13 protein-coding genes and 1 other annotated feature are annotated in these 18344 nt (G+C 40.2%); of the genes, 2 read left to right on the forward strand and 11 right to left on the reverse strand.

The features are described 5' to 3' along the window. Positions 1 to 62 precede the first annotated feature (62 nt). The 7 genes from V6E76_RS08245 to parE form a co-directional block, all read right to left on the reverse strand. Positions 63 to 233, reverse strand: coding sequence for a hypothetical protein (locus V6E76_RS08245; RefSeq protein WP_247351994.1), 171 nt, complete (start codon positions 231 to 233; stop codon positions 63 to 65). A gap of 10 nt (positions 234 to 243) precedes the next feature. Beyond that, entirely contained in the window at positions 244 to 1479 is a 1236-nt protein-coding gene (locus tag V6E76_RS08250) for an MFS transporter (protein ID WP_247351992.1), read from the reverse strand. Between the two features lie 61 nt (positions 1480 to 1540). Next, complete coding sequence (locus V6E76_RS08255; protein ID WP_247351990.1) at positions 1541 to 1837, reverse strand: TIGR04104 family putative zinc finger protein; 297 nt, start codon at positions 1835 to 1837, stop codon at positions 1541 to 1543. Between the two features lie 14 nt (positions 1838 to 1851). Then, positions 1852 to 2367: an NUDIX domain-containing protein gene (locus tag V6E76_RS08260; protein ID WP_247351988.1), complete on the reverse strand. Its 516-nt coding sequence runs from the start codon at positions 2365 to 2367 to the stop codon at positions 1852 to 1854. Between the two features lie 102 nt (positions 2368 to 2469). Beyond that, positions 2470 to 3924, reverse strand: coding sequence for an alanine/glycine:cation symporter family protein (locus V6E76_RS08265; protein WP_247351986.1), 1455 nt, complete (start codon positions 3922 to 3924; stop codon positions 2470 to 2472). A gap of 18 nt (positions 3925 to 3942) precedes the next feature. Further along, on the reverse strand, positions 3943 to 6372 hold the full coding sequence (gene parC / locus V6E76_RS08270; RefSeq protein WP_247351984.1) for a DNA topoisomerase IV subunit A: 2430 nt from the start codon (positions 6370 to 6372) through the stop codon (positions 3943 to 3945). Next, positions 6359 to 8341, reverse strand: coding sequence for a DNA topoisomerase IV subunit B (parE, locus tag V6E76_RS08275; protein ID WP_026866242.1), 1983 nt, complete (start codon positions 8339 to 8341; stop codon positions 6359 to 6361). Before parE ends, parC begins: the two co-directional genes overlap by 14 nt. A 203-nt stretch (positions 8342 to 8544) precedes the next feature. Between parE and plsY the strand changes: the two genes are divergently transcribed. Further along, positions 8545 to 9135 carry a glycerol-3-phosphate 1-O-acyltransferase PlsY gene (gene plsY / locus V6E76_RS08280; protein WP_026866241.1) on the forward strand — a complete coding sequence of 197 codons (591 nt, stop codon included), beginning with the start codon at positions 8545 to 8547 and terminating at the stop codon, positions 9133 to 9135. Positions 9136 to 9196: 61 nt separating this feature from the next. Here the strand turns inward: plsY and acnA are convergent, their stop codons facing one another. Continuing rightward, positions 9197 to 11902, reverse strand: coding sequence for an aconitate hydratase AcnA (acnA, locus tag V6E76_RS08285; RefSeq protein WP_166626754.1), 2706 nt, complete (start codon positions 11900 to 11902; stop codon positions 9197 to 9199). 283 nt (positions 11903 to 12185) lie between these two features. On the opposite strand from acnA, the gene mscL reads away from it, so the two are divergent. Continuing rightward, positions 12186 to 12578 (forward strand): large conductance mechanosensitive channel protein MscL, encoded by a 393-nt coding sequence (mscL, locus tag V6E76_RS08290; RefSeq protein WP_026866239.1) that lies wholly within the window; start codon positions 12186 to 12188, stop codon positions 12576 to 12578. Between the two features lie 404 nt (positions 12579 to 12982). Here mscL and V6E76_RS08295 read toward each other — a convergent pair whose 3' ends face one another. The 3 genes from V6E76_RS08295 to V6E76_RS08305 all read right to left on the reverse strand — a co-directional run bounded on the left by V6E76_RS08295 (position 12983) and on the right by V6E76_RS08305 (position 18241). Next, positions 12983 to 14242, reverse strand: a complete 1260-nt coding sequence (locus tag V6E76_RS08295; protein ID WP_247351982.1) for a bifunctional folylpolyglutamate synthase/dihydrofolate synthase — start codon at positions 14240 to 14242, stop codon at positions 12983 to 12985. A 6-nt stretch (positions 14243 to 14248) separates the two neighbouring features. Beyond that, positions 14249 to 16876: a valine--tRNA ligase gene (locus V6E76_RS08300; protein ID WP_247351980.1), complete on the reverse strand. Its 2628-nt coding sequence runs from the start codon at positions 16874 to 16876 to the stop codon at positions 14249 to 14251. Between the two features lie 45 nt (positions 16877 to 16921). Then, positions 16922 to 17130 (reverse strand) — a binding site (T-box leader). A gap of 46 nt (positions 17131 to 17176) precedes the next feature. After that, a complete protein-coding gene (locus tag V6E76_RS08305; RefSeq protein ID WP_247351978.1) occupies positions 17177 to 18241 on the reverse strand; it encodes an AbrB family transcriptional regulator in 1065 nt (354 codons plus the stop codon). Positions 18242 to 18344 lie beyond the last annotated feature (103 nt).

An 18344-nucleotide genomic window follows, 5' to 3' on the forward strand; every position in this document is an offset into this window, starting at 1 on the left:
AGCAACCTAAAAACTTATGTTTTTAGGTTGCTTCCTTTTTGTCTATTATCTTTTATTCTTTCCTACTCTTCTTTCCCACTATTCCTATACATCTGATTTCCTACATACAGTAAAATAATCGCTGCAACCAAATAGACACCTGACATAAGTAGACTTGAAGATAGATTCATCAATACATTTATAAATGATGCAGTGCCTAATATGATCAACACAATACTAAAAAACTTAACCATGATATTCTCCTTACGGATTACGCCACAATATTTTCCCAGAACTTCTTGAATTAAAAATCTTTCTATAACGATATGATATAAACACTGCTAAGGTGACTGCTATGATTGCAATCATGATCTCAAATATAAATATGGACGACACATTAATATGACGATTTAAGAGACCCGTAATATACGGTAAGGTAATGAAGGCAATACTTGATGACAAGGTCACAAAGGCTGTACTTGTTCCTTTTTTCTCTGGGAAGAACTGTGCCATCAGTGTCACTGCCAGTTGGAATAGTCCTGAAGTCGATAGTCCAAGCATAAAGGCAATAACAATAAGAATGATATAGTTCTCTACCACTAGAAGTGATGTTAATGAAACGATCGCAATGACTGGATAGATTATGAGTACTGTTACAGGTTTAAACACTCTATCGAGTAAGGTCGCTAAAATAATTACCGTAACAAAGCCACCTAGACTATAAATACTTAGTAGGTTGATTGCCTGAGATTCTGTTAAACCAATGATCGTTTCTACATATGTCGCTAACCAAGTTTGGATGATAAGAAACAGACCGACTGACGTAAAGCCAATCGCAATGACTGTAATGCCTTCACGTAAAAATTTTGGTTTTTCCATGAAGACCGTCTTAGGTTTTAGTTTCACTTGTCTATGCGTCGATTTCTTCGGTGGTAAATATCCCCCATTCGCTTCAGGGAACTTCACACTCATTAAATGAATCGCATTAAAGAGAAAGACTGCTGCCATAATGAAAAAGGTATAACCGTAAAACATGTCTCTCGCCATAAAGAATGTGATCATTAATGGTAAGATTGTTGATCCAACAGACATGAAGGCTTTAACTAAAACTGTTGCTGAACTGGATCGATTTTTAAACACTTCGATTAGTGCCGGATATGAACTCGTATCCAATATAGAATTTCCCATACCTGCTAAAAGTGCAAACATAAATGCAATGGTGTAGGTCGGTGCAAAGGGTATGGCGCATAAAAAGACTACGTAGATTAAACATGCTGTAATAATCATCGGTCGACGACCGAGATTATCGGATAGTTTACCTGCAAAGCTAAGCGCAATCAGTTTCCCGATACCAATGGCAGAAATAAGTGCTGATATCGCAGCTGCATCGGTATTCAACTGTTCGGTTAAAAAACTCATATGTAAGGCGATAATTAAATTAATCATGCCCAGTAAAATATAATTCAAGTAAATACTTGTGCCGATTCTCACTTGTTGCATACGCTAACCTTCTTTATATAAGTATTACAGAAGTATATCAAAATTACAGAAAAAGAAAAGCCTATTGCTCTGGTGGGATATCCGTTAACTCCAAACTCACGTACATATAGATTAAAGTCACTGCCGTAATCGTAATGTAGACCCAGAAATATTGAGTAATTGATGGTGGTGCAAAGAGTCCAATTAACAACATTCCCGTAACAAGTAATAGAGGAATAATCATTCTTTTTTTCGATTTTTCCGATACATATTGCGTCTTACCACAGTAGTCACACTCTACCCCGTTCTGAGAAGCAAAATGCCCCTTAAACAACAAGAGCCCAGTCCACTGTTTCTTACAACTCGCACATTTAGTCATGATTTCTCTCCTATCTAGTCATTTTTACCACCGTAAGAATACCGCATATCAAATAGCAATTGAATTAAACTCTTACGATAATTTATAAAACTTTTGTTATCGATCATCTCATAGATTTCATCTATCGACGCCCATTTAGTCTCTAGGACTTCATCATTTGGCACCTTAAGTGAATCGAGTTCCACTTCTTGATTGACGATGTATATATCATCATAGCCATGGTCAAAGGTCACTGAAAGATGGGGTCTTTGATTTAAATCAAGCTCGATCCCTAATTCTTCCTTTGTTTCTCTGATAGCACCAGCTCGGCTCGTTTCACCAGCAAGTACGCTCCCACCTACTGATATGTCCCAGAGTCCGGGTGCTCCAATTTTATCCCACTGGCGTTGTTGAATTAGCATCTGATTTTCTGAATTAATAATGACCACATGAACGACTAAATGATACGTGTTTTTTTTCATTTCGTCTCCTCTGACCATGGTCTCTTTTGTTAATACTCGATCCTTATCATATAAGTTCCAAAGTTCCATTACTATTCCTCATTCGTCTTTAGACATAATAGTTACCTTACCATATTTCAATTTTTCTAGACAAGAAAGAACCAACCGATTTTTGTCGGTTGGCTCATGTTCTTACTTATCATCTTCGTCTTTTCTATAATCCTCATTGCCCCACTGATTATCATCAGGCAGTTTGTAGGTGATGTTTTTTGCATAGAAAATCGGTGATTCTCCCCGGTCCTTTTGTTCCTTATAGTCCCGCATGACTTCAAACACTAGCGGACTTAAGGCAACCACCATCATTAAGTTAATAATGGCTAAGAAGGCCATGAAGAGGTCAGCTAAGGTCCACACGAGCTGAACACCTAAAACTGCACCGACTAGAGTCATAATAGTCACAATGATTCTAAATGCGGTCGTTACTTTCTTATTATCCACAATGAAACTTAAGTTACTTTGTGCATAGAAATAGTTTCCTAGAATTGTCGTAAAGGCAAATAATAGGATAAATACTGCAATGATCGTTCCACCGTAACCGAAGAATTGTTGGTCCATCGCTGCTTGAGTCACTTGGATACCTTGGGGTGCATCGGCTCCAAAACTTAAGTCTGTATACATTAAAATAACAATGGCAGTCGCTGTACAGACGATAATTGTATCAAAGTAAACACCTAAAGACTGGATCAGTCCTTGTTGAACGGGGTGACGGACGGCAGCTGATGCTGCTGCGTTCGGTGCTGAACCCATACCCGCTTCATTGGAAAGGAGTCCACGTTGGAAACCATTGATAATCGCTGCACCTAAGGCACCACCAAAGACTTCTTCGAGTCCGAAGGCATTCATAACAATCGTCTGTAGCATCGGTATGATCATGTCATAGTTCATGACAAGAATTATGGTAATCAGTAAAAGATAGAGCCCTGCCATGATCGGCACAATGGCAGTTGCGACATTGGCAATCCATTTGGCCCCACCAAAGATTACTAAGCCAACGACGACTGCAACGATGACACCGGATAACCAAGTATCTACGTTGAAGGCTTCATCATAAGCATTAGCAATGGTGTTGGACTGTAACATGACAAAGACCACACCAAAAGTAATGGTCATGAGAACCGCAAATATGTAGCCAATCCCCTTTTGATTCAAACCTTTTGTCATATAGTAGGCCGGGCCTCCACGAAATCCACTTTCTGAATCTCGGACCTTATACACTTGGGCAAGTGTCGCTTCAAAGAATGCTGATGCTGCACCTAAGAGTGCAACAATCCACATCCAAAATACTGCCCCAGGACCACCGACCACAATAGCAGTTGCGACACCCGCGATATTCGCTGTTCCAATACGCTGGGCCGCACTGATTGTAAAGGCCTGGAATGAGGAAATCCCCTTCGTTCCGTCTGGCATCTTCGCTCGTTTTTCACCGAGTGAAGAAAACATAATTTTTAACCATCTAAACTGGACAAATTTAGTTGTAAATGAGAAATATAGTCCCGCTATAATTAATAGTCCAATTAAGACCTCTTGCCACAGTAAATCATTTAAAAAATTGACTGCTTGTTCAAAAACACTTAAAAAGTCTTGCATTCAGTTCCTCCCCTTTTATTATCTATCTTCCTCTATTTGAGAGAAATGTACGCGTTTGACCTGACCGAAAGTATCCTCATCGACGACGAAAGAACCATTAGAATATTTACCACTGATTCGCACTTCATTGGCTTTTGTTCTATGACTGTGATCATCTGCTAATAAGTCTATGTTAACATTCTTTCCATCTTCTACAATGGTTGCACCGATAATCACATGTGGTTTTGACTTGATATCTTTATATAACATCGAGCCTACTTGCGCACGATTACCATGTTCAAAGGTAGATAATTTCGTGCGTTTAACCGCACCACGGTTTGATACCGTAATTAAATTACCCTCATTTGGAATCACACGACCTAAGACGAGATGATCATCAGGTTTTACATTCATCGCCTTGACACCTTGAGATTTTAATCCTGTTTCAGATACTTGGTCTAGGGCATATCTTAATGACAAACCTTTAGATGTAATGAACAATAAATCTTGTGGTGCTTTTGCCAAGGACACATCGATGACTTCATCATTCGCTTTAAGTTTCATGTTAACGATTGGTCTTGAAATTCTTGTTGCCTCAAACTCACTTAAAGCAGTCTGTTTAACCTGACCGGATTGTGTTGACATGACCACATTAATGTCTTGACTAAACTGCTCTAAGGTCATCGCATAAACCGGTGCTTCATTCGATTTTAAATTGAAACGGGATGACAGGTGTTGTCCCATATCTTTCCATCTAATATCTTGAAGGTCATGGACCGGGATAATCATATAATTTCCAAGATTAGTGAAGATGAGCAGTTGTTCTAATGTATTTGAGAACGTCGAGAACAAGACGTTATCACCTTCACGCATACCAATTTCATCGAAATTAGAGGCATTATAAGAACGGATGCTTGTACGCTTGACGTAGCCTTCCTTAGTCAGTGAGACAACTGCTTCTTCTTTAGCAATTAACTGCTCTTTAGAAATTTCAATCGTTTGGATTTCGTCTTCTATGACAGTTAAACGCTCTGAGGCATATTTTTTCTTAATCTGTCTAAGTTCAGATTTGATCACACTTTTTAGTTTCTTTGGATCATTTAAAATTTCATTTAATTGATTGATTTGAAACTCTAATTCGTTTTGCTCCGTTTCAAGCTCTACAACGTCCGTATTCGTTAAACGATAAAGTTGGAGCATGACAATCGCTTCAGCTTGAGCTTCTGTAAAACTATAGCGTTCAATTAAGTTCTCTTTGGCGTTTCTCTTATTCTCAGATTCACGAATCGTTTTAATGACTTCATCTAAAATTGATAGCGCCTTGATTAAGCCTTCGATAATATGCATGCGTTTTTGAGCATGTTCGAGCTCATATTTCGAGCGGTTGGTAATGACGATTTCTTGGTGACGGATATAAGCTTCTAAAATATCTTTTAAGCCCATCAACTTAGGTGCACGGTCGGATATTGCCACCATATTAAAGTTATATGAGACTTGTAGATCCGTCTTCTTATAGAGATAATTGATAATCGCATCGATATTGGCATCTTTTCTCGCTTCAATGACGATTCTTAGACCTTCACGGTCCGTCTCATCACGGACTTCAATAATACCGTCCACTTTTCGGTCCGCACGGATTTCATCCATCTTTTTAACCAAGTTCGCCTTGTTCACTTCAAAAGGAATTTCAGTGATGACAATCAGTACCTTATTGCCTCTTGTTTCTTCCTTATTGACCACACTGCGAACGACGACTCGTCCCTTACCAGTTGTATAAGCTTTTTTCAGCTCATTCTTACCTTGAATAATGGCACCTGTTGGGAAGTCTGGTCCCTTAACAAATTCCATGAGCTCATCAATTGTTGCTGAAGGCTTATCGATGACTTTTAAGGTCGCATCGATGACTTCGGCTAAGTTGTGCGGTGGAATATCTGTTGCATAACCCGCTGAGATCCCTGTTGCACCATTGACGAGTAAGTTTGGAAACTTCGCCGGTAAGACTGCAGGTTCTTTTTCTGTATCATCAAAGTTATCGATAAAAGGCACTGTGTTCTTATTTAAATCTTTTAAGAGCTCTCCAGATATCTCAGCAAGCTTTGCTTCTGTATAACGCATGGCTGCTGCAGGGTCACCGTCGACGCTCCCCTTGTTACCGTGGATCAGAATTAACTCTTCACGCATCTTCCAGTCTTGGCCAAGGCGGACCATGGCATCATAAATCGAGCTCTCACCATGTGGGTGATAATTACCAATAACATTACCGACAGTCTTCGCACTCTTACGATAGTTTTTATCGAAAGTGTTTCCTTCTTTATACATCGCGTAAAGAATGCGTCTTTGTACCGGTTTTAGGCCATCTCTTACATCTGGAATGGCTCGGTCTTGAATGACGTACTTACTATAGCGTCCGAAGCGGTCGCCAATAACATCTTCTAGCTTTAATTGTTGTAATGGATTATGCTCTGCCATAGTCTTCATCACTTTCTGCTAATTTTTCTACATCTTGATTATCTAAGATACTTGTACCTTCTTCTAAGGTGAAGGAGACGTTTGAATCGATCCATTTACGTCTGATTTCTACATTATCGCCCATCAGTGTCGTCACACGTTTAAGTGACAGGGCTTCATCTTCAATGCGCACTTGAATTAAAGTACGTGTCTCTGGATTCATAGTCGTTTCCCATAGCTGTTCAGCCATCATCTCACCGAGACCTTTATAGCGCTGGAGTTCAACATTTGAACCCATCTCTCTTTGAGCTACTTCTAGTTCATCTTCAGTCCACACGTATTGGACATCTTTTTTCTTACCCTTCTTCTCTAACTTAAAGAGTGGTGGTAAGGCAATGTAAATCTTACCTGCTTCAAACAGTGGTCTCATGTAATTAAAGAAGAAAGTGAGGAGTAAGACTTGGATGTGCGCACCGTCCGTATCTGCATCGGTCATAATAATAATCTTGTCGTAGTTTGAGTCCTCTACTTTAAAATCATTACCGACACCCGCACCAATCGTATGGATAATCGTATTAATTTCTTCATTTTTGAAGATATCTTCAAATTTCGCCTTTTCAGTATTAATGACCTTACCACGTAGCGGCAAGATCGCCTGGAAACGGCGGTCACGACCTTGTTTGGCTGAGCCACCTGCAGAGTCACCCTCAACTAAGAACAATTCATTTTTCTTAGCGTTCTTACTTTGTGCGGGTGTCAACTTACCAGATAGTAAAGTATCCTTACTCTTGTTCTTTTTACCACTACGCGCATCCTCACGTGCCTTTCTGGCAGCCTCTCTCACCTGTCTTGCCTTAATTGCCTTTTTAACAAGTTGAGTCGATAAGGCCCCGTTCTCTTCTAAGAAGTATGGGAGTTGATCTGTAAGGAGTGTCTCCAGTAAGTTTCTCGCCTCACTCGTACCAAGCTTCCCTTTCGTTTGTCCTTCAAATTGTAGGAGGTGTTCTGGGAGTTTAATCGAAATGACGGCTGTTAGACCTTCTCTAATGTCAGAGCCTTCTAGGTTCTTATCCTTATCTTTTAACTCACCAATTTTACGGGCATATTCATTAAAGACTCGAGTGAAACCGGTCTTAAAACCGACCTCATGGGTACCGCCGTCTTTAGTACGGACGTTATTGACAAAGGAGAAGATTGTTTCAGAGTATTGGTCGTTAAACTGAAAGGCAACTTCTGCGACCATTTCATTATAAGTCCCTTCAAACATGACGATTTCACCAATGTCATCCTTACCTTCATTTAAGAAGCTAATGAATGATTTCAGACCATCATCATATTGGAATATTTCTTCTTCATCAGTTCTTTTATCATTAATGGTAATTTTAAGCCCACGAGTTAAGAAGGCAGACTCACGCATTCTTTCAACAATCGTTTCGAAGTTAAAGGCGATCGTCTGTTTAAAGATTTCAGGATCTGCTTTAAAAGTGACTTCTGTCCCTGTCTCTTTTGTCTTACCGACTTCTTTTAAGGGCGTGTCGACCTTGCCGCCATCTTTAAAAGTAATCTCATATATTTTACCGTTTCTAAATGAACGGAGTTTTAAGTGTTCACTGAGCGCATTTACAACAGAAGACCCTACACCATGTAGTCCCCCTGACGACTTATAGGAGCCTGAAGAGAACTTCCCGCCGGCGTGTAGTACCGTAAATATGACCTCAGCAGTCGGTACACCGCTAGCATGCATACCTGTTGGTATCCCACGGCCATTGTCTCTAACTGTAATGCTTTCGTCCTTATTGATTGTAATATTGATTTCATCACCGTAGCCGTTAATAATCTCATCAACAGCATTGTCCGTAATCTCATATACCAGGTGATGTAGTCCTCTCGTATCGGTTGAACCGATGTACATACCCGGACGTTTTCTTACTGCTTCTAGTCCCTCTAGTATTTGTATGGATTCATCATTATATCCGGTTTCTTTAGCCAAGTCTGTATCCTCCTACAAACAATACAAACGTATGTTCGTTAAATTAATCTACTTATCTATTTTTACGTAAATCCAAACATTTTGCAAGAATGTTTTGTCATTAGTTTACATAATGATATTAATGGTAACTTTATATAATTATGTGATAATTTAAAGATATATGGTAAACTGTTAGTACCTGATAATAAAAAGGGGATAATCTATTGTATACAGTTCTTATTTTATTAATCTTTTCCTACCTGTTTGGGTCAATTCCGTTCAGTCTAATTATCAGTAAATTATTTTACAACATTGATTTAAGACAACATGGCAGCGGTAATGTGGGTACAACGAATACCTTTCGCATCCTCGGAAAAAAGGCAGGAATTGTCGTCCTTATTCTCGATATTTTAAAAGGTGCGATTCCAGTTTGGGTCGCCATGCTCGTCGATGTGACTGGTGACTTTCCTGTCGTGATTTACGGTGTCGTTGCAGCACTCGGACACGTCTATTCTATCTTTTTAAAATTCAAAGGTGGGAAAGCTGTTGCAACGGGTGGTGGTGCCATACTTGCTGCGAACCCAATTCTGTTTATAGTGTTAGTATCAACATTTTTAATTACCTTAAAACTATCGAAATACGTTTCCCTATCGAGTGTATTTGCAGCACTCGCCTTATTAATTGGTGTCATGTTTACCTCAGATTGGTTTATGATCATCTTTGGTATCATCCTCGGCATCGTTGTCATAGTTAAGCATATACCCAATATGAAACGTATTAAAAGTAAAACTGAACCGAAGATTACATTTATGTAAAAGAAAGATAAGTCCATCAGAACAATAAGTTCTGATGGACTTAATTTATGCCTCTCTTTACTTACGATGCGATTTTGTTACGTAGTACAAGCTGTAGGATACCACCATGACGGTAGTAATCTGCTTCTACTTCAGAGTCAAAGCGTACTTTTGCTTTGAACGTCACTTTGTCGCCGTTTTCTTTCGTTGCGACAACATCGATGATTTCTCCAGCTGTAACGGATTCATCAATATTGATATCAAATGTTTCAGAACCATCTAAGCCGTGATCTTCAGCATTTTCTCCGTTGACAAACTGTAGAGGGAGTACACCCATCATCACTAGGTTTGAACGGTGAATACGTTCGTAGCTTGCCGCGATAACTGCTTTAACGCCTAGTAGGTTTGTACCTTTAGCTGCCCAGTCACGACTTGAACCCATTCCGTAATCGTCACCAGCGATGACTACAAGGCCTGTACCATTTTTTTGGTAGTTTTGTGATGCATCATAGATACTCATCACTTCACCTGTTGGCCAGTAAGTTGTATAGCCACCTTCTGTACCTGGTGCAATTTGGTTTCTAATACGGATGTTCGCGAATGTACCACGTACCATCACTTCATGGTTACCACGACGTGAACCATAAGAGTTAAAGTCTCTAGGTGATACGCCTTGTTCAATTAACCACTGCCCTGCTGGTGTATCTTTACCGATTGCACCGGCTGGTGAGATGTGGTCCGTTGTGACTGAATCCCCGAATTTACCAAGTACACGTAGGCCGTTTAACGGCTCAATTGTACCCGCTTCTTTGGATAATTTTTGGAAGAATGAAGGGTTTTGAATGTAAGTCGATTCATCTGCAAAATCGTATAATGGTGCATCTGTTACATCAATTTCATTCCATGTTTCATTTGAATCAAATACAGTTTCGTATTCTTTTCTAAATAGTTCAGGTGTGACCGTAGACATTACAGTATCTCTAACCTCTTGAATTGACGGCCAGATATCTTTCATGTATACGTCATTACCTTCTTTATCTTGTCCGATTGGGTCATTTCTAAGATCGATATCTACTGTACCTGCTAAAGCATAAGCAACAACGAGTTGTGGTGATGCTAGGTAGTTCGCTTTAACAAGCGGGTGAATACGACCTTCGAAGTTACGGTTACCAGATAGTACTGATGAAACGAGCATGTCGTTATCTACAATCGTTTCAGTCACTTCTGGGCGTAATGGACCTGAGTTACCGATACATGTTGTACAACCGTAACCAACGTGTGTGAAACCGAGTTGATCAAGGTAAGGTTGTAAGCCTGAATCAGCTAGGTAACCTGTAACAACTTTTGAACCAGGTGCCAGTGAAGTTTTTACGTACTTCGGTACAGATAAACCTTTCTCAACTGCTTTTTTAGCAATGAGTCCAGCACCTAACATAACGTATGGGTTAGATGTGTTTGTACAAGACGTAATCGCTGCAATGACTAAGTCCCCTGTTTTCAGTTCTTCAGAGTCACCGTCATTGTAGTTCACTGTTGCTGTTTTGTTAAACTCTTCTTCTGTTAAACCATGACCGTGGTTACCACTTTCAGCAGTGACAGATTTTCTATACTCATCTTTCATATCAGAAAGATTAATTAAGTCCTGTGGACGTTTTGGTCCCGCAAGTGATGGCTCAACTGTAGATAAGTCAAGTTCAACCACATCTGTGTAAGTTGGCTCTACTGCAGGGTCAAAGAATAAATTATTCTCTTTCAGATATGCTCTAACTAAGTCGATGTGTTCAGTGTCGCGACCTGTAAGTTTAAGGTAGTCTAACGTTTCTTCATCTACAGCGAAGAAGCCACATGTCGCACCGTATTCAGGTGCCATGTTGGCAATAGTTGCTCTGTCAGCTAATGGTAAGGCTGTAACACCTTCACCGAAGAATTCTACAAATTTACCAACCACACCTTTTTGTCGTAACAATTCTGTTACGCGAAGTGCTAAGTCCGTTGCAGTTGTCCCTTCAGGTAAAGCATTCGTCATACGTACACCGATTACTTCAGGTACTGGGAAGTATGAAGGTTGGCCAAGCATACCTGCTTCAGCTTCGATACCACCAACACCCCAACCAAGTACACCAAGACCATTGATCATTGTTGTATGGGAGTCTGTACCAACAAGTGTATCTGGATAAAGTACGTTCGTACCCTCTTCTTCTCTGTTATGAACGACATTTGCAAGGTATTCTAAGTTCACTTGGTGAACGATACCCGTTGCTGGTGGTACTGCTTGATAGTTATCAAATGCCTTCGTTGCCCAGCGTAAGAATTCATAACGCTCCATATTTCTTTGGAACTCAAGCTCCATGTTCTTTTGAAGTGCGTTTAAAGTACCATATTCATCAACTTGAACTGAGTGGTCAATGACTAGGTCTACTGGTACTTCAGGGTTGATTTTTTGGACGTCCCCATCAACATCGTCCATGGCTTTACGTAATGAAGCTAAATCGACAACTGCTGGTACACCAGTGAAGTCTTGAAGAATAACACGGGAAGGTTTAAAAGGCACCTCTTTCCCTTTGATATCCCCTTTGTCCCAATTTGCTAATGCTTCGATGTGATCTTCAGTAATCACCTTACCGTCATATTGACGTAAGACAGATTCCAGTAGCACACGGATTGAGTAAGGTAAATTTTGTGACTGACTTGCGCCGTTGTCAACGAGTGACTGTAAGCTATAGTAAGTGTAGTCCTTACCATTAACCGATAAAGTGCTGCGGGAATGTTCCTTTACGTTATTTGACATAATTAAAAGCCCCCTCTAAATTTAGTCATCTTAATTGTATACTGAATATATTCATAAAGTAAATGCATGAACATAATCTAATGATACGAATAAGCTAACAGTTAATTAAGTTATTATTATTTATTATAATATCATTAATAATAAATCATTATAAGTAAATTGCTCATTGATTTTTTGTTAAAATAGCATAAAATTGAAAATATAAACTTGCTTGATGATAATTTTTCCTGTATTATTACGATTCACTTGTTTTTATTTTAATTTAATCTAGGGAGGCTATTTTATGTGGCAAGAATTTAAAGATTTTATGCTTCGTGGTAACATTCTAGACCTTGCAGTCGCAGTTGTTATCGGTGCTGCCTTCGGTAAGATCGTTGAGGCACTCGTTGCCAACATCATCATGCCGTCTATCGCGTTGATTTTCGGTAACACAGACTTTGCTTCAGAATGGAGCTACATGGGTATTACTTACGGTGTGTTCATTCAAGCAATCATCGACTTCATCATCATCGGTGCTGCAGTATTCGTATTCGTTAAAGTGGTTAACAAACTATCTGGTAACCGCTTCGTTGAAGAAGAAGCAGAAGACGAGCAACTTGTATTACTACGTGAAATGAGAGACTCTCTTAAAGCCGTTGAAGGCAACAAAAACGATGGTAATGGACCATCACTTTAAGTTTTGACTAATTGAGGCCTGGTAGGATCCCCTTTTATAGGTTGTTCCTGCCAGGTTTTTTTGCTTTTGGGGCTGATGGTTGTTGGTGGTGGGCATAATGACGGCCCGCTGTCGGGGCCACAGAGAGCCGATATTAGTCTAGCGACCCGCTGTCAACTTCACAGTGAGCCGATATAACTCTTGCGGCCCGCTGTCAGGTCTACAGTGATCCGATATTAGTCTAACGGGTCGCTGTCAGCTTCACAGTGAGCCAATATTAGTCTAACGGGTCGCTGTCAGCACCACAGTGATCCGATATTAGTCTAGCGGGACGCTGTCACCCCCACAGAGTGCCCGTAAGCCCCCTTCCCTAACAACCCAAACAAAAACCCACCTCATACGCATATAAGGTGGGCATGCAAACTCTACTTCAATTGTTGTTTTATCTCACTGATAAAGTACAAGCTGCCTGTAATGAGGAGCAAGTCTCCTGAAAAATTACGGATATATTCCATATAGTCTTCGACATAGTGCTTATCTGGATGCTCGATGGCATCAAACAATACGTCACCTTTTTCGGCTTTAAAGAAGTCGAATTCTGTTACGACAAATGTATCAGCGATCATGCCGATTTTAGATACCATGCTGTCTAAGGGCTTACCTTTGACTGCTGAAAAGAGTACCGTGATTTTTTTATCACTATATGATTCACGCATGGTTGCAACTAAGGCATCGACAGCTTCATTATTATGGGCACCGTCCATTATCACTAAGGGTGAGTGGGAAATCTTTTCGATTCTACCGCTCCAGTAAGTACGTTCAACACCAGTAATCATCTTGTTGACGTCTAAACTCACCACACCCGCTTCTTGCATTTCTAACAAGGCTGCAATAGCAATCGACGCGTTTTCTTGTTGATGGCGACCGAGCATATCGAGTTTAATGTCATCGAAATCATAGCGTCCATATTTAAAGCTAAATTCTTCGCCATTAGTCGTCAAAATGATGTCTCTTTCTAGTTCAACACCTTTAGCATTCTTTTCATCGAGTACCTTATAGATATAATCACGGCAAGCGTCATCTTTAACGTTGAAGACTAAAGGAACGCCTGCTTTAATCACACCTGACTTATCACTCGCAATATCGAGTAAGGTATCGCCTAAGATATCCACGTGATCGAGTCCAATACTGGTTAGTAAGGTCATCACTGGCGAGAATACGTTCGTCGAGTCATTGGTCGCACCGAGTCCAGCTTCAACTAAGACGATATCCACTGGGTGTAGGCGACCGAAGTAAACAAACATCATCATAGTAATAATCTCAAATTCTGTTGCATTCCCAAGATCCGTCTCAGCTACCATCGCTTCACTGACTGGACGAACAAGTGTGGCAAGTTCAGCAATATCTTCATCAGATATCGGTGAGCCATCAACTGAAATGCGTTCATTGAACACTTCTATATAAGGCGAAGTAAAGGTTCCAACACTGTAATCGTTATGGTTAAGTGCATTTCTCATATACGACAGCGTCGAGCCTTTACCATTCGTTCCGACAATATGCACACCGGTAATGTTTTTCTCAGGATGGTCAAATCGTTCTAACATCCATTCCATACGCTTGATGCCAGGTTTAATACCAAATTTTGTGCGTTCGTGTATCCATTGTAGGCTGTCTTGATAATTCATCGGTCTTTACTCACCTTTCAAGCTAGAGAGTCTATTTTCAACTTCATCATACTGACTCTGGTAGCCGGCTTCTTTTTGTCGTTCTGCTTCAACGATGTCTTTTGGTGCATTACTTACGAACTTCTCATTAGATAATTTACCTTTAACACGCTTCAATTCACCATTTAAACGATTCAGTTCATTTTCTAGTCTTTCGATTTCCTCTTCCTTATCGATTAAGCCAGCAAGTGGTAAGACAACTGTCGCGCCTTTGACAACGTCCGTTTTGTCATCGTCATGTTTTTCTATAAAATCACTAATCGATAAAGTCTCAGGGTTCGTAAAGCGCTCAATATAATGTTTGTTGCGCTCAACCGCCTGACGTCTTTGATCATCTTTTACTTCGATATTAATGTCGATCGGCTTAGATAACGGCGTGTTCACTTCATTTCTCGTCGTTCTTACAGATTTAATAATTGCCACTAATAGTTCCATCTCTAACTTCGCATCATCATAGCTTAAAGAATCATCAACGACAGGATAGTCACTCACGACAATCGATTCGTCTTTAGTAATCGCTTGGTAGATTTCATCTGTAACAAACGGCATGAACGGGTGTAACATCTTCAGAATTTTATCCAGCGTATAAAGAAGCACTGAGCGTGTCATATGCTTATCACTATCACTACCTGAAGTCATCGGTACTTTTGCCATCTCGATATACCAATCACAGAAATCATCCCAAATAAAGTTATATAAGAGACGCCCAACTTCACCAAACTCATAGTCATCAGATAGACGTGTCACGTCTCTAATCGTGTCGTTTAGACGCGTTAAGATCCACTTATCTGCTAGTGATTTCTCACCACTTAAATCAATATCTTCTAAGCCGAAATCTTCACCGATATTCATGAGTGAGAATCTTGAAGCATTCCAGATCTTATTTATAAAGTTCCAGATACTTTCAACCTTGTCATCACTGTAGCGGAGGTCTTGACCAGGTGTTGAACCGGTCGCTAGGAAATAACGGAGTGCATCGGCACCGTATTTTTCAATAACATCCATTGGATCGACACCGTTACCGAGTGATTTCGACATCTTACGGTTTTGTTCATCACGCACAAGTCCGTGTAAAAGTACGTCAGAGAAGGGTTTTTGACCTGTATGTTCAAGTGATGAGAAGATCATTCTCGCGACCCAGAAAAAGATAATATCATAACCTGTCACTAATACATTCGTTGGGAAATATTTCTTTAAGTCAGCCGTATCTTCTGGCCAACCCAAAGTAGAAAACGGCCATAGGGCACTTGAGAACCAAGTATCTAACACATCTTCATCCTGTTCCCAGTTTTCTGAGTCAACAGGCGCCTCTAAACCAACATAAAGCTCACCTGTTTCCTTGTGGTACCAGGCAGGAATTCTATGCCCCCACCACAGTTGACGTGAAATGACCCAGTCACGTATGTTCTCCATCCAGCCATTAAAAGTATGTTCAAAACGTCCTGGCACAAAATCAATACGCTGATCTGTGTCCTGGTTGTTCAGACTCTTTTCTGCTAGAGGTTTCATGCTTACAAACCACTGCGTGGATAGGTAAGGCTCAACAATCGCCCCACTTCTCTCAGAGTGACCGACTGAGTGCATATGATCTTCAACTTTAATGAGGTAGCCTGCCTCATCTAGGTCCTTCACTAGTTGCTTACGGCATTCAAAACGATCCATACCTTCATATTGACCACCAAGTTCATTGATGACACCGTTTGGATGCATGACGTTAATTCTTTCAAGGTCATGGCGGTTACCAATTTCAAAGTCATTTGGGTCATGGGCTGGTGTAACCTTCATAGCACCTGAACCAAAATCTTTTTCAACATAATCATCAGCAATAATCGGTAATTGTCTACCCACAATAGGTAGCTCCACAGTTTTACCAATAAAGTCCTGGTAGCGTTCGTCATCCGGGTGAACAACAACCGCCGTATCACCGAGCATTGTCTCAGGACGTGTCGTCGCAATTTCTAAGAAACCAGAACCATCTGTTAAAGGATACTTAACATGGTAGAACTTCCCTTCAATATCCTGGTGAATCACTTCGATATCAGACAGGGCAGTCTGTGTTTCTGGGTCCCAGTTAATAATATACTCACCACGGTAAATTAAGCCCTTGTTATAAAGGTCTACAAAGGTCTTACGAACCGCTTTAGAAAGACCTTCATCTAAAGTAAATCGCTCTTTACTGTAATCGAGACCGAGTCCAAGTTTTGCCCACTGTTCTCGAATATGGCTTGCGTACTCCTCTTTCCAGTTCCAAGCGTGTTCTAAAAACTTCTCACGGCCGATATCGTGACGGTTAATGCCAGATTCACGGAGTCTCGCGTCTACTTTAGCCTGAGTGGCAATCCCCGCATGGTCCATACCTGGTAAGTAAAGCACATCATAACCCTGCATGCGTTTCATGCGTGTAATGATATCTTGTAAAGTCGTATCCCAAGCATGTCCAAGGTGTAACTTACCTGTTACATTCGGCGGTGGGATGACAATAGAGAATGGTGCCTTATCACTCGCTACATCTGATTTAAATAGGCCAGCTTCCACCCACTTTTCATATTTACCTTTTTCAACTTCAGTCGGATTGTACTTCGTTGACATTTCCATATAATCACTCCTTTAAATTAAAAAACAAAAAAACTCCTGTCCTAACAATAGGACGGAGTTCCGCGGTACCACCTAAATTCAGGCGAGTTCGCCTGCATCTCAATTGATGATTAACGCTCATCACACGTCTCGCACTAATCGATTTCCTTTCGCACGAAACTGAATACAGACTACTTTCACCTACTGCTTCGGTAAACTCACACCGCCGTTTACTCTCTTAACACCCGCAGCAGAATACTCTTCTGCACTTAAATATTATAGATTAATCTTATGCGAATAATTTGAAACTGTCAAGCGGCTTTAACTGCTATGACGGCGTTTATTCAAGTATCTTAGATAGTAACCAACAATCGGTACGACAACGATAATAATGAAGAATATTCTAAAGATATGGTAGGACGAGATCATTGGAATATTACCGCCTGTTTCAATGGCGATAACAATAATTTGACCGAGACCACCTGGTGCCGCACTTAAGAATAAGTCGTTGAACTGATGTGAGGTAAAAATTTGGAAAATAAAAACGATAAACATTGTACCAAAAATCAGCATTAAGTTCTGCAGTAAGATCGCAAAAATTAATCGCTTACTGAGCTGTGACATCAAGGAAGCAATTTGTAGACCAATTCGAATACCAAATAGTATTTGTGCCACATTAATAAATTCAATATTCAAAGAAAATTCAATACCTGTGGTTAAGTTCCAAATGATCATGATAATAATGGGTCCAAGCATCAGGCTCGCTGGGAAGCGTATTTTATCGAAAATATAAATTAAAAGTATGCTCGCTACAGGAATAATGAGCATCGGATAAGTAAAAACAGATGTGACATAATCTACAGATGTCGTCGCTAAAGGTATATCATTTGAACCAGCAAACAAGCCTGCCACAAAAGGCACAATCAAGACGATTAAGACAATGCGGGACATCTGAGTCAATGTCACCAATAGAATATCTGCATTCTTTTCTTCCTCTGCCATAATCAACATTTGAGATAAGGCACCAGGTACGGATGCTAAGATGGCAGTTTCAGGTGTACTTTTCGTTAAGTAAATGAAGAAGCGTGAGAGCGCTAAGCTGAGTAGTAAGACGAAGATTGTCATTAAAAAGATATTTAAAAGATCATCTTTCATATCACCTAGGGCATCTAAGGTTAAGGTTGAGCCGATCTCAGTTGCCATGATCATGACACCGAGGTTACCGAGCCAAGGTGGGAAAAACAGTTCTTTTTTAACTAATCTAATATAGAGTATGGTTGCAATCATTGAACCGAACAGCCAAGGTAGGATCATACCAACAGCAGAAAGGCCCAATGAAATCAATGCCGCAATAAGAATGAGCAGCAAGAGTCGAAGAAACTTCATAATATCACCTTATATATAACTTATTCATCAATAATAATAACTTATTAATATGTAAATTTACAGTAACTTGCTTAAAATGAAAAAAGACAAACTCAAATAATGA

This window comes from Jeotgalicoccus huakuii, assembly GCF_036665975.1.
In the GTDB taxonomy this organism is placed as follows: Bacteria; Bacillota; Bacilli; order Staphylococcales; family Salinicoccaceae; genus Jeotgalicoccus; species Jeotgalicoccus marinus.